The sequence below is a fragment of the Duganella sp. CT11-25 genome (assembly GCF_047302815.1).
Classification (GTDB): domain Bacteria; phylum Pseudomonadota; class Gammaproteobacteria; order Burkholderiales; family Burkholderiaceae_D; genus Rugamonas.
Genome location: NZ_JBKBFD010000001.1, coordinates 6,198,200 through 6,224,155, shown reverse-complemented (window position 1 = coordinate 6,224,155; position 25,956 = coordinate 6,198,200). Strand labels below are relative to the sequence as shown.

General features: G+C 65.6%; 23 protein-coding genes. 9 read left to right on the top strand and 14 right to left on the bottom strand.

Going from position 1 to position 25,956, the window contains the following annotated elements; all coding sequences use genetic code 11:
• Positions 1-14 precede the first annotated feature (14 nt).
• Complete coding sequence (locus tag ACEN9F_RS26970; protein ID WP_413425106.1) at positions 15-1,184, top strand: zinc-dependent alcohol dehydrogenase; 1,170 nt, start codon at positions 15-17, stop codon at positions 1,182-1,184.
• A 10-nt stretch (positions 1,185-1,194) separates the two neighbouring features.
• Here the strand turns inward: ACEN9F_RS26970 and ACEN9F_RS26965 are convergent, their stop codons facing one another.
• Positions 1,195-2,121 (bottom strand): histone deacetylase family protein, encoded by a 927-nt coding sequence (locus ACEN9F_RS26965; protein ID WP_413425104.1) that lies wholly within the window; start codon positions 2,119-2,121, stop codon positions 1,195-1,197.
• 77 nt (positions 2,122-2,198) lie between these two features.
• On the opposite strand from ACEN9F_RS26965, the gene ACEN9F_RS26960 reads away from it, so the two are divergent.
• From ACEN9F_RS26960 to ACEN9F_RS26940, 5 genes are all read left to right on the top strand, one after another.
• A complete protein-coding gene (locus tag ACEN9F_RS26960) occupies positions 2,199-3,119 on the top strand; it encodes an AAA family ATPase (RefSeq protein WP_413425102.1) in 921 nt (306 codons plus the stop codon).
• Between the two features lie 6 nt (positions 3,120-3,125).
• Entirely contained in the window at positions 3,126-4,121 is a 996-nt protein-coding gene (locus tag ACEN9F_RS26955; RefSeq protein WP_413425100.1) for a DUF58 domain-containing protein, read from the top strand.
• On the top strand, positions 4,118-6,139 hold the full coding sequence (locus tag ACEN9F_RS26950) for a DUF3488 and DUF4129 domain-containing transglutaminase family protein (protein ID WP_413425098.1): 2,022 nt from the start codon (positions 4,118-4,120) through the stop codon (positions 6,137-6,139). The genes ACEN9F_RS26955 and ACEN9F_RS26950 overlap by 4 nt, the downstream gene beginning before the upstream one ends.
• Positions 6,130-7,260 carry a lytic murein transglycosylase B gene (gene mltB / locus ACEN9F_RS26945; RefSeq protein ID WP_413425096.1) on the top strand — a complete coding sequence of 377 codons (1,131 nt, stop codon included), beginning with the start codon at positions 6,130-6,132 and terminating at the stop codon, positions 7,258-7,260. The genes ACEN9F_RS26950 and mltB overlap by 10 nt, the downstream gene beginning before the upstream one ends.
• 455 nt (positions 7,261-7,715) lie before the next feature.
• The gene (locus tag ACEN9F_RS26940) at positions 7,716-8,054 is read left to right on the top strand and encodes a hypothetical protein (protein WP_166107892.1); all 339 of its coding nucleotides are present in this window, start codon (positions 7,716-7,718) and stop codon (positions 8,052-8,054) included.
• Between the two features lie 65 nt (positions 8,055-8,119).
• On the opposite strand, the gene cysM is transcribed toward ACEN9F_RS26940, so the two are convergent.
• On the bottom strand, positions 8,120-9,022 hold the full coding sequence (gene cysM, locus ACEN9F_RS26935; RefSeq protein WP_413425094.1) for a cysteine synthase CysM: 903 nt from the start codon (positions 9,020-9,022) through the stop codon (positions 8,120-8,122).
• 160 nt (positions 9,023-9,182) lie between these two features.
• Here cysM and ACEN9F_RS26930 point away from each other — a divergent pair, with 160 nt between their 5' ends.
• On the top strand, positions 9,183-10,919 hold the full coding sequence (locus ACEN9F_RS26930) for an FAD-dependent oxidoreductase (protein ID WP_413425092.1): 1,737 nt from the start codon (positions 9,183-9,185) through the stop codon (positions 10,917-10,919).
• Here the strand turns inward: ACEN9F_RS26930 and ACEN9F_RS26925 are convergent.
• Positions 10,916-12,304, bottom strand: coding sequence for a carboxymuconolactone decarboxylase family protein (locus ACEN9F_RS26925; protein WP_413425091.1), 1,389 nt, complete (start codon positions 12,302-12,304; stop codon positions 10,916-10,918). The two genes, ACEN9F_RS26930 and ACEN9F_RS26925, sit on opposite strands and share 4 nt — an antisense overlap.
• A gap of 11 nt (positions 12,305-12,315) precedes the next feature.
• Entirely contained in the window at positions 12,316-13,167 is an 852-nt protein-coding gene (locus tag ACEN9F_RS26920; protein WP_413425089.1) for an aldo/keto reductase, read from the bottom strand.
• Between the two features lie 111 nt (positions 13,168-13,278).
• Here ACEN9F_RS26920 and ACEN9F_RS26915 point away from each other — a divergent pair, with 111 nt between their 5' ends.
• Positions 13,279-14,223, top strand: coding sequence for a LysR substrate-binding domain-containing protein (locus ACEN9F_RS26915; protein ID WP_413425087.1), 945 nt, complete (start codon positions 13,279-13,281; stop codon positions 14,221-14,223).
• A gap of 238 nt (positions 14,224-14,461) precedes the next feature.
• Here ACEN9F_RS26915 and ACEN9F_RS26910 read toward each other — a convergent pair whose 3' ends face one another.
• From ACEN9F_RS26910 to ACEN9F_RS26900, 3 genes are all read right to left on the bottom strand, one after another.
• Positions 14,462-15,775 (bottom strand): MBL fold metallo-hydrolase, encoded by a 1,314-nt coding sequence (locus ACEN9F_RS26910; protein WP_413425085.1) that lies wholly within the window; start codon positions 15,773-15,775, stop codon positions 14,462-14,464.
• Positions 15,776-15,780: 5 nt separating this feature from the next.
• Positions 15,781-17,145, bottom strand: coding sequence for a M28 family peptidase (locus ACEN9F_RS26905; protein WP_413425083.1), 1,365 nt, complete (start codon positions 17,143-17,145; stop codon positions 15,781-15,783).
• An 80-nt stretch (positions 17,146-17,225) separates the two neighbouring features.
• Complete coding sequence (locus ACEN9F_RS26900; protein ID WP_413425082.1) at positions 17,226-18,722, bottom strand: FAD-dependent monooxygenase; 1,497 nt, start codon at positions 18,720-18,722, stop codon at positions 17,226-17,228.
• A 43-nt stretch (positions 18,723-18,765) separates the two neighbouring features.
• Here ACEN9F_RS26900 and ACEN9F_RS26895 point away from each other — a divergent pair, with 43 nt between their 5' ends.
• Positions 18,766-19,413: a TetR/AcrR family transcriptional regulator gene (locus tag ACEN9F_RS26895; RefSeq protein WP_413425080.1), complete on the top strand. Its 648-nt coding sequence runs from the start codon at positions 18,766-18,768 to the stop codon at positions 19,411-19,413.
• Positions 19,414-19,491: 78 nt separating this feature from the next.
• On the opposite strand, the gene ACEN9F_RS26890 is transcribed toward ACEN9F_RS26895, so the two are convergent.
• The 7 genes from ACEN9F_RS26890 to rpsA all read right to left on the bottom strand — a co-directional run bounded on the left by ACEN9F_RS26890 (position 19,492) and on the right by rpsA (position 25,880).
• Positions 19,492-19,836 (bottom strand): ComEA family DNA-binding protein, encoded by a 345-nt coding sequence (locus ACEN9F_RS26890; protein ID WP_413425078.1) that lies wholly within the window; start codon positions 19,834-19,836, stop codon positions 19,492-19,494.
• 101 nt (positions 19,837-19,937) lie between these two features.
• Entirely contained in the window at positions 19,938-20,885 is a 948-nt protein-coding gene (rfaE1, locus tag ACEN9F_RS26885; protein ID WP_413425076.1) for a D-glycero-beta-D-manno-heptose-7-phosphate kinase, read from the bottom strand.
• Between the two features lie 3 nt (positions 20,886-20,888).
• Positions 20,889-22,256: a UDP-glucose dehydrogenase family protein gene (locus ACEN9F_RS26880; protein ID WP_413425074.1), complete on the bottom strand. Its 1,368-nt coding sequence runs from the start codon at positions 22,254-22,256 to the stop codon at positions 20,889-20,891.
• 13 nt (positions 22,257-22,269) lie between these two features.
• Positions 22,270-23,445, bottom strand: a complete 1,176-nt coding sequence (lapB, locus tag ACEN9F_RS26875; protein WP_413425072.1) for a lipopolysaccharide assembly protein LapB — start codon at positions 23,443-23,445, stop codon at positions 22,270-22,272.
• A 9-nt stretch (positions 23,446-23,454) separates the two neighbouring features.
• Positions 23,455-23,757 carry a LapA family protein gene (locus ACEN9F_RS26870; RefSeq protein ID WP_413425070.1) on the bottom strand — a complete coding sequence of 101 codons (303 nt, stop codon included), beginning with the start codon at positions 23,755-23,757 and terminating at the stop codon, positions 23,455-23,457.
• 127 nt (positions 23,758-23,884) lie between these two features.
• Positions 23,885-24,190: an integration host factor subunit beta gene (locus tag ACEN9F_RS26865; RefSeq protein ID WP_072787195.1), complete on the bottom strand. Its 306-nt coding sequence runs from the start codon at positions 24,188-24,190 to the stop codon at positions 23,885-23,887.
• Between the two features lie 10 nt (positions 24,191-24,200).
• Positions 24,201-25,880, bottom strand: coding sequence for a 30S ribosomal protein S1 (rpsA, locus tag ACEN9F_RS26860; RefSeq protein WP_413427190.1), 1,680 nt, complete (start codon positions 25,878-25,880; stop codon positions 24,201-24,203).
• Between the last annotated feature and the right edge of the window lie 76 nt (positions 25,881-25,956).

Sequence of the window (25,956 nt, the reverse complement as noted above, 5' to 3'; positions counted from 1 at the left end):
TTGGAGGCCCTGCCATGCGCGCTCTTGTCTACCATTCGGCCCACGAGGTCAAAGTCGACACGGTTCCCGATCCCATCATCCAGGAAGCCGACGACGTCATCATCCGGATCACCGCCACGGCGATCTGCGGCTCGGACCTGCACCTGTACCGCGGCAAGGTGCCGGGCATGAAAGCGGGCGACATCCTCGGCCACGAGTTCATGGGCGTGGTGGTCGAGGCCGGCTCCGGCGTCAGCCGCCTGCGCAAGGGCGACCGCGTGGTGGTGCCCTTCGTGATCGCCTGCGGCGGCTGCTATTTCTGCGACATGCGGCTGTACGCGGCCTGCGAGACCACCAATCCCGGCCGCGGCGCGATCGCCGGCAGGAACGCGCTGCGCCCGGGCGCCGCGCTGTTCGGCTACACCCACCTGTACGGCGGCGTGCCGGGCGGCCAGGCCGAGTACGCGCGGGTGCCGAAGGCGAACGTCGGCCCGATCAAGATCCCCGCGCAGCTGGCCGACGAGAAGGTGCTGTTCCTCAGCGATATCCTGCCGACCGGCTACCAGGCGGTGCTCGACGCCGGCGTCGGCGAAGGCGACAGCCTGGCCATCTTCGGCGCCGGCCCGGTCGGCCAGATGGCGGCCGCCTGCGCGCGCATGCTGGGGGTGTCGACCATCTTCATGGTCGACCACCATCCCTACCGGCTGGAGTTCGCGCGCGCCGCCTACGGCGCCATCCCGATCGACTTCGACCAGGTCGACGCGGCCGAGGTCATCATCGACAACACCGCCAACCGCGGCGTCGACGCGGTGATCGACGCGGTCGGCTTCGAGGCCAGGGGCAGCGCGCTGGAGACGGCGCTGACCAGCCTGAAACTGGAGGGCAGCAGCGGCTCGGCGCTGCGCCAGTGCATCGCCGCCGTGCGGCGCGGCGGCATCATCAGCGTGCCCGGCGTGTACGCCGGCTTCATCCACGGTTTCCTGTTCGGCGACGCCTTCGAGAAAGGCATCAGCTTCCGCACCGGGCAGACGCACGTGCAGCGCTACATGCCGGAGCTGCTGGAATTGATCGAGGACGGCAAGCTGCAGCCGGAGGCGATCATCTCGCACCGCCTGCCGCTGGAGCAGGCGGCCGAGGGCTACCGCATCTTCGACCGCAAGGAAGACAGCTGCCGCAAGGTGATCCTGCGCCCCGACGCCGCCTAGCCGGCGGCGGCTACAGGTCCGCCAGCGCCTTGACGTGCGCCACCACGCTGCGGCCCAGCGCCGACAGGTTGTAGCCGCCTTCGAGGCAGCTGACGATGCGGTCTTTCGCATACAGCCGCGCGATCTCCATCACCTGCTGCGTGATCCACGCATAATCCGCCTCCACCAGGCCCATGCCGCCGATGTCGTCCTCGCGGTGGGCGTCGAAGCCGGCCGAGATGAAGATCATCTCCGGCCGGAACGCGTGCAGCGCCGGCAGCCATTGCTCGTTGACGATGCGGCGCACCGCGTCGCCCTTGGTGTGGACCGGCACCGGCACGTTGACCAGGTTGGCGCTCACCGGCAGCGGCTCGTTGTACGGATAGAAGGGATGCTGGAAGAAGCTCACCATCAGCGCGCGCGGCTCGTTGAGGAAGGCTTCCTCGGTGCCGTTGCCGTGATGGACGTCGAAGTCGACGATGGCCACCCGCGCCAGGCCGCGCGCGTCCAGCGCGTGCTTGGCGGCGACGGCGACGTTGTTGAACAGGCAGAAGCCCATCGGCTCGACCGGCCGCGCATGGTGGCCGGGCGGACGCACCGCGCAGAAGGCATTGGCGATCTCGCCGTCGATGACGGCGTCGGTCGCGGCCACGGCGGCGCCGGCGGCGCGCTGCGCGGCGCGCCAGCTCCAGGCGTTGAGCGAGGTGTCGCCGTCGATCGGATAGGTGTCGCCTTCGGCCGGCACGTTGTCGCGGACGATGGCGATGGCGTTGCGGCTGTGGTTGCGCTCCAGGTCGGCGACGTCCACCAGCGGCGCCTCGCGGTAGTCCAGCAGGTCGCTGATGTGCGACCCGATCAACTGGTCGGAGATCGCCTGCAGGCGCGCCGGGGATTCGGGGTGCCAGTCGCCCATGTCGTGGCGCTGGCAATCTGGATGGCTGTAGATGGCTGTGGTCATGTCACTGATTTGTCTGCTACTGCGATAGAATCGCTCATTAGGCGCTAATCTACCATAGCTGATCAACCATAGACATCATGTACACAAAATTGCACGCGGCGGCACGGCAGGTCGGCGAGATCATCGTCGGCAAGGACTTACAAATCCGGCAGGCGCTGACCTGCCTGCTGGCCGGCGGCCACCTGCTGGTGGAGGACGTGCCGGGCGTGGGCAAGACCACGCTGGCGCATGCGCTGTCGATTTCGCTGGGGCTGCGCTTCAACCGCATCCAGTTCACCAGCGACCTGCTGCCGGCCGACGTCAACGGCATCTCGATCTATGAGCGCGAGAAGAACGGCTTCGTGTTCCATCCGGGGCCGGTGTTCACCCAGGTGCTGCTGGCCGACGAGATCAACCGCGCCACGCCGAAGACCCAATCGGGGCTGCTGGAGGCGATGGAGGAGCGCCAGGTCAGCGCCGACGGCGTCACGCGGCCGCTGCCGGAACCGTTCTTCGTCATCGCCACCCAGAACCCGACCCACCAGATCGGCACCTTCCCGCTGCCGGAGTCGCAGCTGGACCGCTTCCTGATGTGCCTGTCGCTGGGTTACCCGGACGCCGCCGCCGAACGCGCGCTGCTGATGGGCGAGGACCGCCGCCTGATGCTCAAGTCGCTGCCGGCGGCGATGACGCCGGCCGAGCTGGCGCAGGCGCAGCTGGCGCTGCGCCAGATCCACGCGGCGCCGTCGCTGATCGACTACGTGCAGGCGCTGGCGGCCGCCTCGCGCCAGAACGGCATGTTCGCCGAGGGCCTGAGCCCGCGCGCCGCCATCGCGCTGCTGCAGGCCGCGCGCGCCTGGGCCGCGCTGGAGGGCCGCGACCACGTGCTGCCGGAGGACGTGCAGGCGGTGCTGGTGCCGGTCTGCGCGCACCGCCTGCGGCCGCTGAAGGCGGCGCACGGCGTGGCGCTGGCCAGCCGCGACCTGGTGCTGCAGCTGCAAAAGTCGGTGCCCGTCTAAGCGGCCATGGCCTCCCCGCTGCGCACGCTGTACCGCAAAGGCCGCGACCAGTGGCTGTTCCAGCTGGGCGACAGCGAGCCCGGCACCGTCACGCTGGGCATGCGCCGCGTGTTCATCGTGCCGACCCGGCCCGGCATCGCCTTCGTCGGCCTGCTGCTGGTGATGCTGATCGGCGCCCTCAACTACAACCTGGGCCTGGGCTTCGCGCTGACCTTCTTCACCGGCGCCTGCGCGATCGCCGACATGTACCTGACCGCCAGGAACCTGGCCATGCTGCAGCTGGCGCCGGGCCGCGCGCCGCCGGTGTTCGCCGGCGAGGAGGCGCAGTTCGAGCTGCACCTGCACAACCGCACCAGGCGCGACCGCTACGCCGTGTGGCTGGGCTTCCAGGCCGACGGCGAGCCGCGCCAGGTCACCGACATCCCGGCCGGCGGCGCCAGCGCGGTGCAGCTGTCGGCGCCCACCACCCGGCGCGGCTGGCTGGCGGCGCCGCGCATCCGGCTGCTGACGCGCTTTCCGCTCGGCCTGTTCCGCGCCTGGAGCTACTGGCGGCCGGACGTCCGGCTGCTGGTGTATCCGGCGCCCGAGCTGCCGGCGCAGCCGCTGCCGTCCAGCGGCGCCGCCAGCGAGGACGGCCACGGCACGGTGGGGCTGGACAATTTCGCCGGCATCCGCAGCTACCAGGCCGGCGACCCGATGCGTCACCTGGCCTGGCGCCAGATCGCGCGCCACGATCCGGCGCTGGGCGGGCAGCTGGTCACCAAGCACTTCGAAGGCGGCGCGGTGGCCGAGCTGTGCCTCGATTTCGCCGCGCTGCCGCTGCAGATGGACCTGGAAGCGAAGCTGTCGCGCATGACGCGCTGGGTGCTGGAGGCCGAGCGGCGCGCCCTGCCCTACAGCTTCCGGCTGGCGCAGCACGACTACGGCCCGGCCCTCGGCGACGCCCACCAGGCGGCCTGCCTGCGCGCGCTGGCGCTGTTCGGCGCCGAGGGCCGCGCATGAACCGCTGGGCGCCGCGCCTGACGCGCGACAAGTCCGACACGCTGCTGCTGCTGACGGCCGCGCTGATGGTGCTGGCGCCGCACTTCGGCCACCTGCCGCTGTGGACCAGCGCCGGCGTCTGCGCCACGCTGCTGTGGCGCGCCGCGATCACTTGGCGCGGCCAGCGCATGCCGCCGATCTGGCTGCTGCTGCCGGTGTCGGTGGCGGCGATGGGCGGAGTCTACCTCAGCTACCGCACCTTGCTGGGGCGCGACGCCGGCGTCGCCATGCTGGCGCTGCTGCTGGCCTTCAAGCTGCTGGAGATGCACGCCCGGCGCGACCTGTTCGTGGTGGTCTTCCTCAGCTTCTTCGTGCTGCTGACCAGTTTCTTCTACTCGCAATCGATGCCGACCGCGCTGTTCATGATCGCCACCCTGGTGGTGCTGCTGACGGCGCAGCAATCGTTCCAGTACACCGGCGCGGTGCCGCCGCTGGGCCGGCGCCTGCGCGACGCGGCCAGGCTGGCGCTGCTGGCCGCGCCGCTGGCGCTGCTGCTGTTCGTCGGCTTCCCGCGCATCCAGGGGCCGCTGTGGGGCTTGCCGGGCGACGCCCACGGCGGCAAGACCGGCATTTCCGACAGCATGGCGCCGGGCACGCTGTCGTCGCTGGCGCAGTCGGAGGAGGTGGCGTTCCGCGTGCGCTTCCTCGACCCGGCGCCGGCGCGCAACCAGCTCTACTGGCGCAGCATCGTGCTGGGCGACTACGACGGCCGCACCTGGACCCGCGTGCCGCGCCGGCGCGGGCTGCAGCGGCTGGACGTGGCCATCGAGGCCCGCGGCCGGCCGCTGCGCCACGAGATCACGATGGAGGCGACCGGCAAGCGCTGGCTGGCGCTGCTGGAGCTGGCCGGCCCCGATTTCAGCGTGCCCGGCCACCGCGTGCGCGATTCGGACGAGATGGAGCAGTTCACCATGGACCCGGTCACGCAACGGCTGCGCTTTGCCGCCGGCGCCTACCTCGACTACCGGCTGCAGGCCGGCGAACAGCCCGAGCGCATGCGGCGCTGGCTGGAGCTGCCGGCCGGCTTCAACCCGCGCACGCTGGCGCTGGCGCGGCAGCTGCGGCAGGCGGCGCCGGGCGCCGGGCCGGACCAGCCGGGCCGGCTGGACCAGCAGTTGAGCGAGCTGGTGCTGGCCCGCTTCCGCAAGCAGGCCTACCGCTACACGCTGGAGCCGCCGCTGCTGGGCCGCGACGCGGTCGACGAGTTCCTGTTCGACAGCAAGGCCGGCTTCTGCGAACACTACGCCGGCGCCTACGTGGTGCTGATGCGGGCCATGGGCGTGCCGGCGCGCGTGGTGACCGGCTACCAGGGCGGCGAGATGAACCCGGTCGACGGCTACCTGACCGTGCGCCAGTCCGACGCCCACGCCTGGGCCGAGATCTGGAGCGCCGGCGCCGGCTGGCGCCGGGTCGACCCGACCGCCGCCGTCGCCCCCGAGCGGGTGTCGCGCAACCTGGCGCGGGCGCTGCCGCAGCCGGCCGGCTTCGGCCTCGGTGCCTTGATCGAATTGCAAAACGATCCCGATTCGTGGCTGGCGCAACTCAGATTCAGCTATGCGGCGATGAATAATTCTTGGAATCAATGGGTACTGGATTACAATCCAGAGAGGCAGCGGAGTTTCCTTGGAGAACTAGGCGCGGCCTTCGGCAACTGGCGCACGGCGCTCGGCGCGGCGCTGGTGGCGCTGCTGGCGGCGGCGCTGCGCCGGCGCCGGCGGCGCCGGCCGGCCGATGCGCTCGACGGGCTGTACCAGGCCTTTTGCCGGCAACAGGCGCGCTACGGTTATGCGCGCCGGCCGGACGAAGGCCCGGCCGGCTACGCGGCGCGCCTGCGGGCGATGCGGGCCAGCCGGGAAAAACACGCTGCGATGGACCAGTTCTTGACCTTGTACGGCGCGCTGAAGTATGGCGCGCCCAAGCCCGATACACGACCGGCGTCGCTGGCGACGCTGAAAACACTGCTACCTTTATGCCGATGAAGACCTTGATTTCCGCCCTGCTGCTGAGTGCAGCGACCCTCAGCCCGTGCAGCCACGCCGCCGTCGATCCCTACGGCTACAAGCTGCCGCCGAGCATGCAGCCGAAGAAGAAGGCCCCGGCCAGGAAGAAAGGGCCGCCGCCGGTCGACTATGTCGGCGAGTTCGTCAACTTCGGCGACTGGAAGGAGGTGCGCGTCTTCCTCGACGAGGTCGCCACGCGCGACGGTTTCGACCGCGCCGAGCTGAATACGCTGATGGGCCAGGTGCGCTATGTGGATTCGGCCGTGCAGCTGGTCAAGCCGGCGCCGCCGGGCAAGCCGAAGAACTGGCAAGCCTACAGCCGCCTGACGGTCGAGCCGGCGCGGATCGACGGCGGCGTCAAGTTCTGGAATGACAACCTCGACGCGCTCAACCGCGCCGAGGCGCTGTACGGCATCCCGGCCGAGATCCTGGTCGGCATCATCGGCGTCGAGACCGTGTACGGCCGCAACACCGGCCGCTTCCGCGTGGTCGACGCCCTGACCACGCTGGCCTTCTCCTATCCGGAAGCGCCGCAGCGGCGCGAGCGCATGGCCTTCTTCCGCGGCGAGCTGGAGGCGGTGCTGCTGTTCGCGCGCCAGAACGGCATCGATCCGCTCTCGCTCAAGGGCTCGTTCGCCGGCGCCATCGGCATGCCGCAGTTCATGCCCAGCAGCGTGATGAAATACGCGGTGGACTTCGACGGCAGCGGCAAGATCGACCTGCTCGGATCGAGCAGCGACGCCATCGGCAGCGTGGCCGCCTTCCTGTCCGGCCACGGCTGGGAGCGCGACAAGACCGGCCCGCTGGTGTACGCGGCGGCCGTGTCGCCGAGCCGCGCGTGGGAAGCGATGATCAACCAGGGCCTGGTGGCCAAGTACCACGCGCCGGAACTGAACGCGGCCGGCGTCACCACCGCCCTGCCGGTGCCGGAACTGCAGACCTACGGCCTGGTCGACCTGCAGAACGGCGCCGAGCCGACCGAGTACTGGCTGGCCAACACCAATTTCTTTGCGATCACGCAATACAACCGCAGCTATTTCTACGCAATGTCGGTGGTGGAGCTGGGCCGCGCCGTGCGGCTGGCGCGCGGCGGCATGTAGCAAAGCGTGTAGGGGGAATGTAAGCAAGCGTAAAACGCCTTGTACCGTGCGCCCCGCGCACGGTATTGTTTTGTTGACACTTGGAAATTATTTGTCCACACTGCACGTATCGGCAAGATAAAGCGGGCTGCTTTTACAACGGAATTGCTATATAATTAACTTTACCGTTTAATTAAAAGTGCGCACAAGCAGCTTATCACAAGAGTGGGTGTATAATTCTCACACAATGTTGCAGTCGGACAACAATAAACTGCGGGCAGGCCCTATTTTCTATTGCTGCCGAGTATTAGATTGCGTACTGTTGTACAATTGTGTATATATTATGAAACTTGTTATCCCGGAATCCGTGTCCGTGTGTGAATTCGTTCCTTGGTAAGGATGAACATTAACGCAGCAAAGCGAGCTCCGAGTGTTGTACTTTGCAGGACAACTTTACAGAAGGAAAAGACGAAATCATGACAAACCAAGTCGGCATAGATATGAACAACGATGCGGATGGCGATGACCTGCTGCAATACAATCCCAACCGCCTGCTCGATACCCTGATCGAGAACCTGCGTCTGAAAAACGATGCGGCGCTGTCGCGCGCGTTGGAAGTTGCACCGCCAGTGATCAGCAAGATCCGTCACCACCGTCTGCCGGTCGGCGCTTCGCTGCTGATCCGCATGCACGAGGTGAGCGATCTGAGCATCCGCGACCTGCGCTACTTGATGGGCGACCGCCGCAACAAGTTCCGCATCAGCGACAAGCAGTTCAAGCCTAAAGAAGGCGAACCAGGCGGCGGCCAGGGCTGATCCAGCCCCCGGCCCCACCTGCGGCACCACCCTCCCCCTCCCAGCGGGGGCGAGGGTTGCAGTTCTTACGCCGGGAACACCCCGGTGGACAAATAGCGGTCGCCACGATCGCAGACGATGAACACGATCGTCGCATTCTCTACCGTTTGCGAAATCCGCAACGCAATCTCGCACGCACCCGCCGCTGAAATCCCGCAGAAGATGCCTTCCTCGGCCGCCAGCCTGCGCGCCATGCGCTCGGCCGCCGCCTGCGACACCGCTTCGACCTGGTCGACCCGCGCGCGGTCGTAGATCTTCGGCAGGTAGGCTTCCGGCCATTTGCGGATGCCGGGGATAGACGAGCCCTCTTCCGGCTCGGCGCCGATCACGCGCACCTCCGGGTTTTGCTCCTTCAGGTAACGCGACACGCCCATGATGGTGCCGGTGGTGCCCATGGCGCTGACGAAGTGCGTCACACGGCCGTCGGTGTCGCGCCAGATTTCCGGGCCGGTGCCCTCGTAGTGGGCGCGGGCGTTGTCCTGGTTGCCGAACTGGTCGAGGATCAGGCCCTTGCCGTCCTTTTGCAGCTGCTCGGCCATGTCGCGCGCGTATTCCATGCCGCCGGTCTTGGGCGTGAGCATGATCTGGGCGCCGTAGGCGGCCATGCTCTGGCGCCGCTCGATGCTCAGGTTTTCCGGCATCAGCAGCAGCATCTTGTAGCCGCGCAGCGCCGCCGCCATCGCCAGCGCGATGCCGGTGTTGCCGCTGGTGGCTTCGATCAGGGTGTCGCCGGGCTTGATGTCGCCGCGCTCTTCCGCCCGCTTGAGCATGGACATCGCCGCGCGGTCCTTGACCGAGCCGGCCGGGTTGTTGCCTTCCAACTTGCCGAGAATGACATTGTTACGGGCCAGCGCATCGGCGCCGGGCAGGCGGGTCAGCTGCACCAGCGGCGTGTTGCCGATCGTATCTTCCAGGGTCTTGTAAGCCATCGTCTTTGATCTAGAGTTAAATTCGCTAAAACAAGCATTCTAATCTGAGTTGGCCTTGTGCGTATCGCCGGCCTCGCCTCCCTCCAAAGTCTTTGGACTGGCGCCGGCGCATAAGATAGACTGACCACATATCTGCAACTACTTTAACGCACCGACCACTATGGCCAACTCCCCGATTGAACTGACGTCCACGCTCGACCTCGAACAGCGCCGGCACCAGATTTTCCCGACGCTCAGCGAAGCCGACATCAAGCACATGATGCGCTTCGGCCACGTGCGCCACTTTAAGAACGGCGAGATGATCTTCGAGGCCGGCAAGACCAGCTTCGGCCTGATGCTGGTGCTGCAGGGCGGCATCAAGGTCACCCGCTACGACGGCCTGGGCAACAGCTCCTACATCACCACCCACATGCCGGGCCAGTTCAGCGGCGAGGTGGCGCAGCTGTCGGGCCGGCCGTCGCTGGGCAACGGCGAGGCCGACGGCGACGTCGAGGTGCTGGTGGTGCCGTCCGAATCGCTGCGCGCGCTGCTGGTCGCGCACGCCGACCTGGGCGAGCGCATCGTGCGCGCGCTGATCCTGCGGCGCGTCGGCCTGATCGAGCAGAATTCCGGCGGCCCGGTGATCGTCGGCCCGCGTGGCCACGGCCGCATCCACACGCTGCAAAGCTTCCTGCTGGCCAACGGCCATCCGCACAGCGTGCTCGACCCGCAGGTCGACCAGCAGGCGGCCGACCTGATGGAGCACTACCAGCCCAAGCCGGAAGACTTGCCGCTGGTGGTCTGCCCGGACGGCATCGTCAAGAAAAACCCGACCGTGGTGGAGATCGGCCGCTGCCTGGGCATGCTGCCCGAGCTCAGCGGCGACAAGGTGTGGGACGTGATCGTGGTCGGCGCCGGCCCCGCCGGGCTGGCCACGGCGGTGTACGCGGCGTCGGAGGGCTTGTCGGTGCTGGCGCTGGAGACGCGCGCCTACGGCGGCCAGGCCGGCGCCAGCGCGCGCATCGAAAACTACCTCGGCTTCCCGACCGGCATCTCCGGCGGCGCGCTGGCGGGCCGCGCCTACGTGCAGGCGCAAAAGTTCGGCGTCGAGGTCGCGATCCCGGCGCCGGCCGGCCGCCTGATCTGCGACACCTATCCGCTGCAGGTGGAAATGTGCGGCAGCCTGCAGCACCTGAAAGCCAAGACCGTGGTGCTGTCGTGCGGCGCGCGCTATCGCCGGCCATCGCTGGCCAACCTGAAGCAGTTCGAGGGCAAGGGGATTTACTACTGGGCCTCGCCGATCGAGGCCAAGCTGTGCAAGACGGAAGAGATCGTGCTGGTCGGCGGCGGCAACTCGGCCGGCCAGGCGGCGGTGTTCCTGTCCGGGCACGCGTCCAAGGTGCACATGCTGATCCGCAAGGACAGCCTGGCGTCGACCATGTCGAGCTATCTGATCGAGCGCATCCTGGCGACGCCGAATATCGAGCTGCACACGCATTCCGAGATCGTCGCGCTGGAGGGCGACGAGGATGGCTTGAAACAGGTGCGCATCCGCAACTCCAAGCGCGAGGAGGAATGCGACTACAACGTGTGCCGCGTGTTCCTGTTCATCGGCGCCGATCCGAACACGGCGTGGCTGAGCGACTGCGGCGTCGACGTCGACAGCCACGGCTTCATCCGCACCGGCTTCGACGTCACCAAGGCGCAGTGCAAGGCCAACTTCGCCAACGGCGTCTACCCGCGCGACATGCCGTCGCGCGCGGCGCTCGAGACCAGCGTGCCGGGCGTGTTCGCCATCGGCGACGTGCGCGCCAGCTCCACCAAGCGGGTCGCCGCCGCGGTCGGCGAAGGCGCGGCGGTGGTGGCGCAGATCCACCAGTTCCTGGCCAACCTGCCGGCCGACAAGGTGTTCAGCTAGTCCAGCTGCTTTTCGGCGAGGAACCTGGACATCTGGTCCGCCACCTCGACGTTGTTGAGGTCGGAGAACGGAAAGTGCGTGTTGCCACGGATGCCCACTTCCGGCAGGTGCACCAGCGTGACGTCGTCGCCGTGCCGGTTCACGGCGGCGGCCCACAGCCGCGCCATCTCAAGGCGCACGCGCCAGTTGTCCTCCCCCGGCATGGCGCTTGGCGCCGACGGGATGTTGTCGCCATAGTAGATCGCGATCGGAACCTTGGTCAGTTTTAAAAACTCCGCCAGCGGCACGCTCACGCCCTCCAGCGTGCCGGCGGCGCTGGGCATCGCCGGCGGCAGCTCTCCCGCCGGAAACACGAAGCCGCTGCCCGGCTCAAACGACACCACCGCGCGGATCCTGGGATTCTTCATGACGGCAAGCCAGCCGAAACCGCCCGCGTGCGAATGCGTCACCAGGATGCCCGGCCCTATCTTGTCGAACAATGCCGATACGGCGTCGGTGGCCACGCCGGCGTCCAGCGGGCCGGTATCGGGCACCATCTGGCGGAAGTACTGGTTCAAGGCTTCCGGGTCGCGCGAGAACTGCACGCCGGCGTAAAGGCCGGGCCAGCGGCCAAGGCGGAACTGGTTGAACCAGCGCTGCTCGTCCGGCACCGGATCGATCGCCGCCCCCTGCGTGCCGCGCGCCGCGCCGCCCCGGCGGGGCTGGTCGAGCAGGTACACCGGGAACCGCCGCCGCAGGAAGATGGTCTGGAAGCCTTCGCGCCCGTCCGGCGTGCTTTCCCACGTCTTGGAGAATTCGCCGTAGCCGTGCCACATCACCAGCGGCAGCTTGCGCGCGTTCACCGGCAACTGGTAGAACACCCGCGCGTGGTCGCCGTGCAGCGTTTGCCCTTCGGGGCCCAGCTTGACGGGATCGAAGCTGCCGCCGGCCTTGACGATCGAGCCGCCGACCGCATAGCTGCCCTGCTCCTGTATCGTCAACGGCCCACCGGACTTGCCGGCGGCCCAGGTGTCGGACTTGCCCAGGACTTCCTTGGCCACCGAGGCGGCCGTGACCGCGTTGGGCCAGCCGGCGTAAAAAGCCAGGTGCGTGATCGCCTCGCTGATCTCGGTCTGCATCAAGCCGTTCTCGCGCGCCAGCAGCAGGTGCGAACGCAGCTGGTCGGGACGGTTCATCGCGATCAGCGCGCTGACGGTGACCAGGCTGCGGTCCCGCTTTGACAGTCCGGGCCGCTGCCAGATGTCGCCATACAGCACCTGGTCCGTCAGGTCGGCCAGCTTGGGGGCGACATCGCCCATCAGCTGCTGCGCGCGCGACGGTTCCGCCGCGCCGGCCGGCAGCTGTACGCACGCCGTCAACGCGGCAATCGCGAGGTAGGTTTTCATTGGCGGTCTCCTTAGATGTCGAGCCGGCGTTCCTGCATCCACTTGACCATCGCCGGATCGCGGTGCGAGAAGAAGCTGCTGACGCCGGTTTCCAATGTGGCGATGCCGGCCATCTCGGCGTCGTCCAGCGCGAAATCGAACACGTCCAGATTCTCGGCCATCCGCTCGCGCCGCACCGACTTGGCGAGCGTGACGATGCCGCGCTGTACCAGCCAGCGCAGCACAACTTGTCCGACCGATTTGCCATGCCTGGCGCCGATGGCGGCCAGCAGTTCGTTATGGAACAGATTGTTGCGGCCTTCCGCGAATGGCGCCCAGGCCTCGGCCTGCACGCCGTTATCGCGCATGAACGACACGCTCTCCGCCTGCTGGTGAAAGGGATTCGCTTCCACCTGGTTGACCGCCGGCGGCACCTGGTTAAACCCCATCAGATCCATCAGCCGGTCAGGATGAAAATTGCTGACGCCGATGGCGCGCAGCTTGCCGCCACGGTAAGCCTCCTCCATCGCCCGCCACGCGCCAAACACGTCCCCGAACGGCTGGTGGATCAGGAACAGGTCGAGATAGTCCGACTGCAGCCGGCGCAGGGACTTGTCGATCGCGATCCTGGTGCGTTCGTAGCCGGCATCCTGCACCCATAGCTTGCTCGTGAGAAAAATGTCCTCGCGCTTGACGCCGCTGTTCCTGATCCCCTTGCCGACCGCTTCTTCATTCATGTACGACGCCGCCGTGTCGATCAGGCGGTAGCCGGTGCCGAGCGCGTCGACCACGCAGCGCTCGCACTCCTGCGGGTCGGGGATCTGGAAGACCCCGAATCCGAGGATGGGCATTGTGATGCCGTTGTTCAAGGTGACGTGCTGCATATGGGATTCCTTTCCTGAGCCGGCTGAATGGAAGCAATATACGCGCGGGATTAACATCGGAGTAGTATGGTATTACTTTAATCATTAGCAAGCATTTCGTGATAATCGACCATGGCCATCAACGAATTACGCTCCATTTCCACCTTTGTGAAAACCGCCGAACTCGGCAGCCTGCGCAAAGCGGCCGACGCGCAGGGCCTGAGCCCGCAAGCGGCCAGCCAGGCGCTCGCCCAGCTGGAACGGCACCTGGACGTCCGGCTGTTTCATCGCACCACGCGCGTGATGTCGCTGACGGACGAAGGCCAGCGCTTCTTTGAAGAGGCGCAGCCGGCCCTGCTGAGCCTTCAGCGGGCGGTCCAGAACGTCAGGCACGCCAAGGAGGAAATCGCGGGGCCGCTGCGCATCGTCGGCCCCCGGACGACTTTCCAACCCATCATCTGGAAATTGCTTGAAGAGTTTTGCGCGCTGTATCCCCGCATCCAGCCGGACGTGCAGCTGGAGGACAAGCTAGGCAACTGGGTCGAGGACCGGGTTGACGTGGGCTTCCGCCTGGGGCCTTCGCCGCACGAAGGCGTCGTCGCGCGGCGGCTGTTTCCGCTCCAGCTGGTGGTTTGCGCCACGCCTGCGTATGTGGAGCGCCATGGCGCGCCGGACACGCCGGCGGCGTTGGCCTCGCACCGCTGCACGGCGTTCCGCCACCCCGCCACCGGCAAGGTCGCGGCATGGCACCTGAAGCTCGATAACGCCTTTGTCGATATCCCGGTGGCGCCCTATATTTGCACCAATGACGAGGTACTGGAACTGCAGGCCGTGCTGTCCGGGCAATGCATTGGACAGTTGGCGGGCGTCACGGCCGGACCGTACATCCGGTCCGGGCAACTCGTGCCTTTGCTGACCGACTACATGTCGGACATCGCCAGCTATTTCGTCTACTTCGGCAGCAGGACATCCTTGCCGGTGCGGGCCCGCGCTTTCATCGATCTGGCCGTCAGCCGTTTGCTCGACAGCCCGGACTATGTACTCAGCCCGGAGGAACTGCGCTCCAGCCACCGCTAGGCCGGGAGTATGCATAGGGGGAGCCTGTTCTCTCTCCTTCGCCGAAGCGTCCTCTTTTGGCCATCTTTTTCTTCTTGAATTTTGCTCTTTTCTTCTATTTTTTTTCTTCCCATCTCAAGAGAAGAAACCAGAGACAAATAGAAGGATTCAGAAGGCCGAAAAAGGCCGGTTCCGCGAAGGTCTTGAAAAGCAGGCCGCCTGCGCGCCCAGGCTGGCAAACAGCAAACTCAAAAACAGCCTACGCGTAGTCGACCTTCAAGCGTTTCAGCTGCGCCGCCTGGTACGCGCCGAAGGCGTCGTTGAACAGGCAGCGTATCAGCGGGTCGTCGACGATGTCGGCATCGGCCGGCGCGCCAGCGATGCGCATGTACATGGATGTCAGCGATTCGCCCAGCGCCAGGCCGGCGTACAGCTTGGCGATCGGGATCTCGGTGGTCCAGGTGGGCGCGTCCTCGTCGCCGACCAGCGCGATGCTGTCGCCATGAATGCGGTAGCGGAACTGCCGCACCGCGCCCGCATGGTCGTACACCGACAACTGCCACACGCACGGCGTTTCAAAGTAGCTGTCCGGCGCCAGCTCCATTTCTTCATATCGCTCGATCAGGCCTACGCGGCAGAAATCCAGCGCCAGCGCGGTCTGCTGCGCATCGAGCGGTGCGAAGTGCCGCGCGATGTCCGCTGTCGGCGGCGGCGTGATGCCGGCGTCGTAATCGTAATCGACATCCTGCTCGCCAACCGGCAGCACCCACGGCAGCGGCGCGGCCGGCGTCAATGCCTCGGCAGTCAGCGCCACCGCGACCGATGGATTCAGCCGCACCACGCGCGCGTCCGGCAGCCAAGCACCGACCTCGTCCGCAAACTGGCGATAGCTAATCGGGAACAGCGCATGGTTGTACCATGACCATGGCTCCTGCTGGAACTGGCAGGAACTCGGCACCACGTAGCGCGGGTCCAGCGCGCGCAACTGCTCCGGCCACTCCTCCGGCAGCGCCACCGGGCCGCCCTCGGCGCGCGACGGCGCGATCACATCGATCTCGCGCATGGTCTGGAACGGCCACAGCACCATATCCCACGGCGCGAAGGGCTTGAGCTGCTCCAGCGTCTCCGGGTCCATCCACGAATCGACCACGTTGAGCACATTCAGTCCGCCGGCGCGGATGTGGAACATCGAATCCACATCCGCATCCAGCGCCCTGCGCGGAATCACTTCGATGGCGCCGACCATCACCGGCGCATCGACCTCCAGCGCCAGCACATTGACGAAGCCCAGCGCGCGTATCATCGCGAACAGTTCATCGAACAGGCAATACAGATAGATCGGCGTATCGCGGTCCAGCAGATCCAGGCTCTCCATCGAACAATGGTCGTCATGGAAGTGCGAGATGAACACCGCATCCGGCCGCAACCCGCGTATCTGCGCAAGGTCGAAGCGCACGTCCGGGAAGGCGTGGCAGTTCCTGCTGAACGGATTCTCGAACACCGGATCGAACAGGATCTGCGTGCCTTCGGACTCGAAGACATAACCGGCGTGCAGGATGCGGGAGATCTTCATGGCGATCAGCGCAAAGGCGTCGGATAGCTGGCCGGGCTGGCGTTGCCGTCGTTGTCGATGGCCTGCACGCCGAAGTAGACGTTATCCTTCGACAGCGGCACCGTGAACTCGGTCACCTTGCCGACGAACCGGCTGCCCTGCCACTCGGCGGCCGAGGTGTCGCGCCAGACGATGCGGTAGCCCGCCAGATCCGGCTCGCTGTTGGCCTGCCAAACCAGCTCGGTATCGTTCTGCAGCTTGGCGGTACGCACCTGCACCTTCTGCGGCGCGGCCGGCGCCAGCGACAGCGACGACAGCGCCGCCGCGTTCACCCGCGCCACCTGGGCGATGTAGTTGAAATCGTCGTACTGCGGCAGGTCGCCGATCAACACGCCGTTCTCGGTGCGGATGTTCTGGTGCTGGTGATTGAAATCCTCGGCCGGCTCGGTGAAGCGCAATGCCGCATAGCCGCGCTCCAGGAACGGCATGTGGTCGCCGCCGCGCAGATAACGGTCGCGGCGCTGGATCACTTTGACGGTAAACTTCGGCACATAGCGCTCGCCCGCCTCCTTCACCGCGCGCGCCAACTGGCGCGACAGCGAATCGTTCTCGCCGCCGGTCTGCACCAGCGTCTTCACGGCGTCGCTGTTTTCCTTCTGCACCGGCAAGCCTTCGGCGAACAGGCGCACCTGCTTGTCGTCGACCTTGCCGTGCTCGTCGCGCGAGCTGCCGATGATGTCATTGGTGAACATGCCGGCGATGTTCAGGTTCTTCTGCCTGGCCAGTTCCGCCCAGTGCGCGGCGCCCAGCAAGCCCTGCTCCTCCGCCGCCACGGTCATGAAGACCAGCGTGGCGTCGAATTTGTACTTGGCCATCACGCACGCCATCTCCATCACGGCGGCGGTGCCGGAAGCGTCGTCGTTGGCGCCGGGCGCGTCGCCCTTGGCGTCCATGATGTCGGTGTTGCGCGAATCATAGTGGCCGCTGACCACGTACATGCGGTCCACCGATGCCGGCTGCGTGCCGGGCAAGGTCGCCACCACGTTGACGATCTCGGTCGGACGGCTGATGCGCGCGGAGACCGGCGTGATGTGGCTGTCGAACGCCACCTGCAGGCGGCCGCCCTGCGCCGCGCCGCAGCGTTCCAGCTCGCCCTTGATCCAGCGCCGCGCGGCGCCGATGCCCTCGGTCTCGGAAACCGTGTCCGACATCGTGTGGCGGGTGCGGAAGCTCACCAGCTTGGTGATATAGCGTTCGATGCGCGCCGGCGAAATCTCTTTGACGATCTGGTCGATCTGGGCCTGATGGCGCGTCGTGTCGGGCGCGGCGGCGATGGCCGGCGCGGCGACCAGGGCGGCCAGGATGGTCAATACGAGGGGCTTGAGTTGCATCTGCGGTCTCCGTTGAAAAGATCGCGATATCTTCTCACGTCCACCGAAGAATTGGGGGCCGGAAACAATTCAGTTACAGTTCAAAACCAGGTCGCGGCGGCGCGCCCGGCGTCCGCGGGATCGGCAACCTGGCCGGAAGCCCAGGCGACAAACCCGTCGGGGCGTATCAGCAGCGCGCTCAAGCCCAACTGCTGTTTCGCCCGGCCCGCGACATATTTTATCCGGCCGCCGTATTCGCCGGCCAAGGCGGCAAGCGCGGCGTTCATATCGAAATCCAGCAGCAGCCCCCGGCCGTCGCGCATCAGCTCGCCGATCCTCGTGCCGTCTTCCAATTCAAAGTTGGGAACGCCATGGCCCGTCAGCGGATGGTCGCCGTCTAGCTTGTAGTGCATGAAAACACCCCGCACCCGCCCCGCCATGTAAGTGGCGCCATCGCGTGTCTCCATCAGGTCGCGGACGATGGCGCTCAGCGCGCGGGCATGCGGGTCCGGCCTCATCAGCGCAACCTGCGCGCGCGACCAATCCAGCACCTGGACGCCCACCGGGTGCCGTTCGCGCTGATAACTGTCCAGCAAACCTTCCGGCGCCGTCCCATGAATGGTGGCGGCGAGCTTCCAGCCCAGGTTCATGGCGTCGCCCAGGCCAAGGTTGAGCCCCTGGCCTCCCAGCGGCGCGTGGATGTGCGCGGCATCGCCGGCCAAAAGAACCCGTCCGCTGCGGTAGCTTGTGGCCTGCCGCGCCCGGTCGGTCCAGGTGCTGGCGGTATGCAATGCGCTGATGGTGACGTCGGTGTTCGAGACGCGCCGCAGCACCGCCTGAACCTGTTCCAGCGTGACAGGCTCCGCGCCGTGGCATGCGCCGCCGTCAAACTCCTGCATCACCAGGAAACCCGGCTGCGATTGGAAGTACATGCCGGTCGGCGTCAGGTTGCGGCCCGGATTGAGCTTCTCCGGATCCGCGATATCGACCTGGGCGGAATAGCCGGTAAATTCCGGCTCGGTACCGGCGAACTCGAAACCGCCGGCCTTGCGCACGGCGCTACGGCTGCCATCGCAGCCGACCAGCCATTTGCCTTGAAAAGCCAGCTCGCCTGACTGGACGGTGACCCCGTCCCCGGTTTGATGAAAGCCGGCAGCGGCGGCCCCGCGCCTGATTTCCACGCCCAGGGCTTGGGCGCGGCGGGCAAGCACCGTTTCCAGCTCCGCCATTTCGGACAGCAGGCCGGTGTCGGTGGAGCTGGGCAGGCGATGCGTCCACTGCGAGGCGTCGATGTCCTCGAAGTAAAAAGGAATGCCCGCGAAGTGCCCTGCCTGCTGGCGTGATCCCGCAACTTGATTGCCGAAAGGCGATTTGAGGCGCTGCGGTATCGCCAGTTCATCGAGCAGGCCACGGCGGTAGAACGCCTCCACCGTGGGCGCCCACAGCCCGCGTATGCCGAACGGCAGCCGCTTCAGCGGCGAATGCGGATGCTCCGCCTTTTCCAGTACCAGCACGGAGCATTCGGCCAAGGCCAGCTCGCAGGCCAGGAAAAGTCCCACGGGGCCGGCGCCCGAAATAATGACATCGTAAATTTTCATACTCAATCCAAACATGTACTCAGTACATGTAAGATATGCTATCATGGGCGCCATGTCAATCCCATCCGATCTCCGATCCCGCAAGCGTCTCGCCACGCGACAAAGCATCTCCAATGCCGCCACCCGCCTGTTCCTTGAGCGCGGCTTCGATCATGTGACGGTGGACGAGATCGCGGCGGCGGCCGACGTCGGACGGATGACGGTGTTCAACCATTTCCCCCGCAAGGAGGACATGTTCTTTGATCGCGACGAGGAAGGCCGCGAGGCGCTGCGCCTGGCGTTGCGGCAGCGCGATCCCGGCGTCACGCCGGTCGAGACCTTGCGCCTGCTCGCCCATCGGCTGGTGGCGGAACAGAGTCCTTACGTCAGGTTTTCCGCCGAGAGCCAGGGCTTCGTCGACACCATCGAAGGCAGTGAAACCCTCAAGGCCCGGGCCAGGGCGATACGCAACGAGATCTGGCAGGTGGTCGCGATCGCGCTGGCCGAATCCGCCGGCCGCGAACCCGAGGATCCGGATGCCCAGCTGGCGGCCGGTCTGCTGTTGGCGACATGGACCGTGGCGCTGATCCAGTCGCACCGGATTTTTCGGCAAAAGCGGGATACCGGGGAAGCGCAAGCCACCTTTATCGCGATTGTCGACAAGGGCACCATCGGCATCAAGGCCGCAATGGCGGGCACGCCCTACGCCTGAATAAAAAAGCCCACGCCGGCCTGGGCGCGCTCGATGTCGCGCCCGGTGCGGGCGGGGGCTTTCTTGTGGTGCTGCGGTTTATTTGACTGGTGCGGGGGCCGGCTTGGCGGCCGGCGCCGGTTTGGCGGCAGGCGCGGCTGCGGCCGGCGCGCCGTCTTTCGGCTTGCCGTTCACCAGCAGGCCGGCCTGCGACAGCTTGATGGCGTTCTTCCCGCCTATCCCTTTGACGCGCTGCTCAAAGTCGGCCCAGTCCTTGAAGTCGCCCTTCTTGCGCTCTTCCAGGATGGCCTTGGTCTTGGCCGGGCCGATGCCCTTGATCGAATCGAGCGCGGCCTGGTCGGCCTTGTTGACGTCGACTTGCGCGAAAGCGAAGCTCGTCATTGCAACCAGCGTTGCAATTGCCAGCAATATTTTCTTGAACATGTCTGTCTCCGTGGTTGAATACCAGCAAGGGCGAAAATCGCTCCTTGAACGCCCTTAACGGCGTACTTCAACCACGGTTGACAGCGCCTGCGTGATCTACATCAAGCGCCGAACAGTTCGTCACGCGTGACGGTCGCCGTGCCCAGCTTGCCGACCACGATGCCGCCGGCGCGGTTGGCCGTTTGCACCGCGTCGTTCCAGCTGGCGCCCGTGCCCAGCATGCAGGCCATGGTGGCGATGACGGTATCGCCCGCGCCGGAAACGTCGAACACTTCGCGCGCCTGCGCCGGCATGTGGAACTGCTCGTTCTCGGTGTACAGCGTCATGCCCTCCTCCGAGCGCGTCAGCAGCAGCGCGTCCAGCTTCAGGTCGGCGCGCAGCTGCTGCGCCTTGGCGGTCAGCTGCTCTTCGCTGTTCCAGCTACCGACGATGCGCTTCATCTCCGACTTGTTCGGCGTCAGCACGGTGGCGCCGGCGTAGCGCGAAAAATCGTCGCCCTTCGGATCGACCATCACCACCTTGCCGGCGGCGCGCGCGGACGCGATCATGTCGGCCACGTTGACCAGGCTGCCCTTGGCGTAGTCCGACAGCACGATCACGTCGTAGTCGGCCAGCAGCGCCTTGAACTGCACCAGCTTGTCGCGCAGCACGGTGTCGGTCGGCGCTTCCTCGAAGTCGATGCGCACCATCTGCTGCTGGCGGCCGATCACGCGCAGCTTGATGATGGTGGAGATGGCGTCGTCGCGCTTCAGGTAACTGTGGATGCCGCCGCTTTGCAGCATCTGCTCCACCTCGGTGCCCGCCTCGTCGGCGCCGACCACGCCCAGCAGGCCCGCGCTGGCGCCCAGCGCGGCGGCGTTGCGCGCCACGTTGGCGGCGCCGCCCAGGCGCGCTTCGCGCTTCTCGATGCGCACGATGGGCACCGGCGCCTCCGGCGAGATGCGGCTGACATCGCCGAACCAGTAGCGGTCCAGCATCACATCGCCCACCACCAGGATGCGCACCTTGTCCAGCGCCGGCGCCTTGTATGTCGTCACGGAAGTAGTCATGGCTTATGCCCGGGTCAGGATGGAACGGCCGATGCCGTGGTATTCAAAGCCCGCTTCAGCCATCACCTCCGGCTCGAACAGGTTGCGGCCGTCGAAGATCACGGCGTGCTTCAGCGCGGCCCTGATCTGGTCGAAGTCCGGGCTGCGGAAGGCCTTCCACTCGGTGACGATCACCAGCGCCTCGGCGCCGGCCAGCGCGTCCATCGGGCTGTCGGCGAAGCGCACGCGCGCCAGCTGCTCGGCGCTCAGGTCCAGCGCCAGCACGCGCCGCGCTTCCGCCATCGCGACCGGATCGTGGACCGCCACGCTGGCGCCGCTGTCGAGCAGCTGCTTGAGCAGCACGCGGGCCGGCGCCTCGCGCATGTCGTCGGTGTTCGGCTTGAAGGCCAGGCCCCAGACCGCGAAATGCTTGCCGCTCAAATCGTCGCCGAAGCGCTTGACGACCTTCTGCCCCAGCACCAGCTTCTGCTTGTCGTTGACCGCTTCCACCGCGCGCAGGATCAGCAGGTCCTGGCTGTACTGGCGCGCGGTGCGCTCCAGCGCCTGCACGTCTTTCGGGAAGCACGAGCCGCCATAGCCGGCGCCGGCGTACAGGAAGCTGTGGCCGATGCGCGGATCGGAGCCGATGCCGTGGCGGACCGCTTCGATGTCCACGCCGACCTGGTCGGCCAGGTTGGCCAGTTCGTTCATGAACGAGATGCGCGTGGCCAGCATGGCGTTGGCGGCGTACTTGGTGAACTCGGACGAGCGCACATCCATCCAGTGGGTGCGCTCGTGGTGGCGGTTGAACGGCGCGTACAGCTTGCGCATCAGTTCACGCGCGCGGTCGCCCTCGGGCGTGTTGTCGCAGCCGATGACGATGCGGTCCGGACGCATGAAGTCTTCCACCGCCGCGCCCTCTTTCAGGAACTCCGGGTTGGAGGCGACCGAGAACGCGAGGCGCTCGCCGCGCGCGTCCAGCTCCGCCTGCAGCGCGGCCTTGACGCGGTCCGCCGTGCCGACCGGGACGGTGGATTTGTCGACGATGACCTTGAAGCCGGCCATGTGCTTGCCGATGTTCTTCGCCGCAGCCAGCACGTATTGCAGGTCGGCCGAGCCATCTTCGTCCGGCGGCGTGCCGACGGCGATGAACTGCACCTCGCCGTGCGCGACCGAGGCCGCGACGTCGGTCGAGAACTGGATGCGGCCGGCGGCGCGGTTGCGCGCCACGACTTCTTCCAGGCCCGGTTCGTGGATCGGGATGCCGCCGCTGTTCAGCAGGTCGATTTTCTTCTGGTCGACGTCCAGGCAAAACACGTCGTTGCCCAGTTCCGCCAGGCAGGCGCCGGTCACCAGGCCTACATAGCCGGTGCCGATGATGGTGATTTTCATAGGGGTGCGCTTCTTAATTCATGACGTTGAGTTCTTCGGTGCGGCGCGGCGGGTAGCTCTCCCAGCGGCTGCAGCCGGGGCACTGCCAGTAGAACTGGCGCGCCTTGAAACCGCACTGGCCGCACTGGTAGCGGGCCAGCTTCTGCGTATAACCGTGCACCAGGTTCTTCACCAGCGACAGTTCGGACACCACCGCGGCCGGGGCGTCGATCAGGCGCGCCTCCAGCAGCTTGTCGAGGCCCATCAGCGTCGGCGTGCGGCGCAGCTCGTCGACCACCAGCTCCTTGGCCGCCTCCACGCCGTGCAATTCCATCACGGCCTTGTACACCACCTCCAGCAGGTCGATCGACGACGCCTGCTCCAGGTAGGACTTGAGCAGGTTGACGCCTTCCTGCGGGCGGCCGACCTTGCGGTAGCCATCCATCATGCGCTGCGCCACCAGCGCCACATGCGGCACGCTGAGCTGCTCGACGCGGCGCCAGGTCATCAGCGCGCCCTCGACATTGCCCTGCGCCAGCTGGGCGTCGCCGCTCAGCATGGTCGCGCGCACGTTGACGCGGTCGGCCTGCAGCGACTTCTCCAGCAGCGGCAAAGCGTCTTCCGGATGCATGTGCACCAGCGCGTCCTGCGCCAGCTCGCAGTAGAACTGCGCGATTTCCTTCTGGCGCGAACCGGCGCCCGATTCCTGCAGGCCGATGGCGGCCTCGATGGCGCGCGGCCACTCCTTCTCGCGCTGGAAGATCTCCAGCAGCGCGCGCCGCGCCTGCACCGCGTACTGGCCGCTGACCATGGAGTTGAAGGTTTCCTCGGCGCGGTCCAGCAGGCCGGCCTTCAGGTAGTCCATGCCCAGCTCATACTGCGCATGCTCCTTCTGCTCCTGCGGCAGGTCGGGACGCGACAGCAGGTTCTGGTGCACGCGGATGGCGCGCTCGGTCTCGCCGCGGCGGCGGAACAGGTTGCCCAGCGCGAAGTGCATGTCGGCCGTTTCCGGGTCCAGCCGCACGATCTCGATGAAGGCGTCGATCGCCTTGTCGGGCTGCTCGTTGAGCAGGAAGTTCAGGCCCTTGAAATAGCCGCGCGGCAGCGTGCGCGACTCGGACACCAGTTGACGAATGTCGACGCGCGCGGCGACCCAGCCCAGTCCGAAGAAGACCGGGATACCCAATAACCACCAGAGTTCGAATTCCATGCGTTGTTTTTATAAGGTGTTGACGCTGTCCGGCTGCGGCTGGGCGTTCGCCTGCAGCACCGTCGTTTGCAGCGTGTTGATGGTTGTTTTGTGCTTGTTGGTTTCGCGGCGATGGCGGAACACGGTGGGCGTCAGGGCCAGCACGCCGAGCACGGCGCCGGCCACGAAGAAGCCGAGCAGGATCAGGACCAGCGGTCCGCGCAGCTCATAGTGCAGGAAAAGATGCAGGTCGACTTCCTGCGTGTTTTTCAAGGCGAAGCCAAAAAACAAGACGAAAAGAACGAATCCAATGAGGGTGGATATGAATTTCATCAGCCTGGTTCCTGTTCTGGATTTCTAAGAGCGCCAGTATGGCATTAGAAACCGTATAGATCAAAATGCGATCAAAAAAAAGCGGCATCCAGAGGACGCCGCTTTTATTACCAACTTATCAGACGCTTCAGTCCTCGATGATCGGTTGCCCGACCATCGCGTCAACCCGCTCGCGCAATTGCTTGCCCGGCTTGAAGTGCGGCACCCGTTTTTCGGGCACCATCACTTTGTCGCCCGACTTCGGATTACGTCCGATGCGAGGTGGCCGGCTGTTCAGAGCAAAGCTGCCAAAACCGCGGATCTCGATGCGCTGGCCAGTCGACAAAGCGTTGGTCATCGCATCCAGAATGGTCTTGACGGCATACTCCGCATCTTTGGCCACCAGCTGAGAATAACGCTCAGCCAGGCGGTTGATCAACTCGGACTTAGTCATCGACTAGTTCTTAGTTCTTGTTGTCGAACTTGGCTTTCAACAGCGCGCCCAGGCTGGTGGTGCCCGAAGCTGCGTTGTTGTCGGTCGCTGCCATCTTCTGCATGGCTTCCTGGGTCTCGACATTGTCTTTCGCTTTGATCGACAGCTGGATGCTGCGAGCTTTGCGGTCGATGTTGATGACCAGGGCTTCCACGGAGTCGCCGACTTTCAGGTGGGTACCCGCATCTTCCACGCGGTCGCGGGAGATTTCGGATGCACGCAGATAGCCTTCGACTTCTTCGGACAGTTGGATCACGGCGCCTTTAGGCTCGACCGATTTCACGGTGCCGGTGACCAGCGCGCCCTTGTCGTTCATGGCGGCGAAGTTGTTGAACGGGTCGCCTTCCAGTTGCTTGACGCCCAGGGAAACGCGCTCGCGCTCAACGTCGATGGCCAGAACGATGGCTTCCAGTTCGTCACCCTTCTTGAAGCGACGCACGGCTTCTTCGCCGGTTTCGGTCCAGGACAGGTCGGACAGGTGCACCAGGCCGTCGATGTTGCCGGCCAGGCCGATGAACACGCCGAAGTCGGTGATCGACTTGATCGCGCCACGGACTTTATCGCCCTTCTTGTGGGTCACGCCGAAGTCATCCCATGGATTCGCTTTGCACTGTTTCATGCCCAGCGAAATACGGCGACGCTCTTCGTCGATTTCCAGAACCATCACTTCAACTTCGTCGCCCAGCTGGACAACTTTGTTTGGCGCGACGTTTTTGTTGGTCCAGTCCATTTCGGAAACGTGCACCAGGCCTTCGATGCCTTGCTCGACTTCCACGAACGCGCCGTAGTCGGTCAGGTTCGTCACTTTACCGAACAGGCGGGTGCCTTGCGGGTAACGACGGGACAGACCGGTCCAAGGATCGTCGCCCAGTTGCTTCACGCCCAGGGACACACGGTTCTTCTCTTGATCGTACTTCAGGACCTTGGCGGTGATTTCCTGGCCAACGGTCAGGACTTCCGACGGGTGACGCACACGGCGCCATGCCAGGTCGGTGATGTGCAGCAGGCCATCGATACCGCCCAGATCCACGAACGCGCCGTAGTCGGTGATATTTTTGACGACGCCGGTCACCACGGTGCCTTCTTTCAGCGTTTCCATCAGTTTCTGACGCTCTTCGCCCATCGAAGCTTCGATGACGGCGCGGCGGGACAGAACCACGTTGTTACGCTTGCGATCCAGCTTGATCACTTTGAATTCGAGGGTCTTGCCTTCGAATGGGGTGGTGTCTTTCACCGGACGGGTGTCGACCAGCGAACCCGGCAGGAAGGCGCGGATGCCGTTGGTCAGAACGGTCAGGCCGCCCTTGACTTTGCCGTTGACGGTACCGACGACGATCTCGCCCGATTCCATGGCTTTTTCCAGTGCCAGCCACGAAGCCAGACGCTTGGCCTTGTCGCGCGACAGGATGGTGTCGCCGAAACCGTTTTCCAGCGATTCGATCGCCACGGAAACGAAGTCGCCTACTTTGACTTCCAGTTCGCCGTGGTCGTTCTTGAATTCTTCAACAGGGATGAATGCTTCCGATTTCAGGCCGGCGTTGACGATCACGAAGTTGTGATCCAGACGAACGACTTCAGCCGAGATCACTTCGCCCGAACGCATGTCTTGACGCGACAGGGATTCTTCGAAGAGGGCTGCAAAACTTTCCATATTAGACATTGTAACTTCCAGGTTACCAACAAGGCTCGCGAATGCGACTTCAGTTGGGTTAGGGTTAATAAAAAGC

Bases quoted from the DNA above. Each gene is read 5' to 3' on its own strand.
- ACEN9F_RS26910 (WP_413425085.1), bottom strand. From the start codon at position 15,775: ATGAAGATCTCCCGCATCCTGCACGCCGGTTATGTCTTCGAGTCCGAA.
- ACEN9F_RS26870 (WP_413425070.1), bottom strand. From the start codon at position 23,757: ATGAAATTCATATCCACCCTCATTGGATTCGTTCTTTTCGTCTTGTTT.
- ACEN9F_RS26895 (WP_413425080.1), top strand. From the start codon at position 18,766: ATGGGCGCCATGTCAATCCCATCCGATCTCCGATCCCGCAAGCGTCTC.
- lapB (WP_413425072.1), bottom strand. From the start codon at position 23,445: ATGGAATTCGAACTCTGGTGGTTATTGGGTATCCCGGTCTTCTTCGGA.
- cysM (WP_413425094.1), bottom strand. From the start codon at position 9,022: ATGGCTTACAAGACCCTGGAAGATACGATCGGCAACACGCCGCTGGTG.
- ACEN9F_RS26965 (WP_413425104.1), bottom strand. From the start codon at position 2,121: ATGACCACAGCCATCTACAGCCATCCAGATTGCCAGCGCCACGACATG.
- ACEN9F_RS26865 (WP_072787195.1), bottom strand. From the start codon at position 24,190: ATGACTAAGTCCGAGTTGATCAACCGCCTGGCTGAGCGTTATTCTCAG.
- ACEN9F_RS26900 (WP_413425082.1), bottom strand. From the start codon at position 18,722: ATGAAAATTTACGATGTCATTATTTCGGGCGCCGGCCCCGTGGGACTT.
- ACEN9F_RS26955 (WP_413425100.1), top strand. From the start codon at position 3,126: ATGGCCTCCCCGCTGCGCACGCTGTACCGCAAAGGCCGCGACCAGTGG.
- ACEN9F_RS26940 (WP_166107892.1), top strand. From the start codon at position 7,716: ATGACAAACCAAGTCGGCATAGATATGAACAACGATGCGGATGGCGAT.
- ACEN9F_RS26920 (WP_413425089.1), bottom strand. From the start codon at position 13,167: ATGCAGCACGTCACCTTGAACAACGGCATCACAATGCCCATCCTCGGA.
- ACEN9F_RS26930 (WP_413425092.1), top strand. From the start codon at position 9,183: ATGGCCAACTCCCCGATTGAACTGACGTCCACGCTCGACCTCGAACAG.
- ACEN9F_RS26960 (WP_413425102.1), top strand. From the start codon at position 2,199: ATGTACACAAAATTGCACGCGGCGGCACGGCAGGTCGGCGAGATCATC.
- ACEN9F_RS26925 (WP_413425091.1), bottom strand. From the start codon at position 12,304: ATGAAAACCTACCTCGCGATTGCCGCGTTGACGGCGTGCGTACAGCTG.
- mltB (WP_413425096.1), top strand. From the start codon at position 6,130: ATGCCGATGAAGACCTTGATTTCCGCCCTGCTGCTGAGTGCAGCGACC.
- rfaE1 (WP_413425076.1), bottom strand. From the start codon at position 20,885: ATGACTACTTCCGTGACGACATACAAGGCGCCGGCGCTGGACAAGGTG.
- ACEN9F_RS26950 (WP_413425098.1), top strand. From the start codon at position 4,118: ATGAACCGCTGGGCGCCGCGCCTGACGCGCGACAAGTCCGACACGCTG.
- rpsA (WP_413427190.1), bottom strand. From the start codon at position 25,880: ATGGAAAGTTTTGCAGCCCTCTTCGAAGAATCCCTGTCGCGTCAAGAC.
- ACEN9F_RS26890 (WP_413425078.1), bottom strand. From the start codon at position 19,836: ATGTTCAAGAAAATATTGCTGGCAATTGCAACGCTGGTTGCAATGACG.
- ACEN9F_RS26905 (WP_413425083.1), bottom strand. From the start codon at position 17,145: ATGCAACTCAAGCCCCTCGTATTGACCATCCTGGCCGCCCTGGTCGCC.
- ACEN9F_RS26915 (WP_413425087.1), top strand. From the start codon at position 13,279: ATGGCCATCAACGAATTACGCTCCATTTCCACCTTTGTGAAAACCGCC.
- ACEN9F_RS26880 (WP_413425074.1), bottom strand. From the start codon at position 22,256: ATGAAAATCACCATCATCGGCACCGGCTATGTAGGCCTGGTGACCGGC.
- ACEN9F_RS26970 (WP_413425106.1), top strand. From the start codon at position 15: ATGCGCGCTCTTGTCTACCATTCGGCCCACGAGGTCAAAGTCGACACG.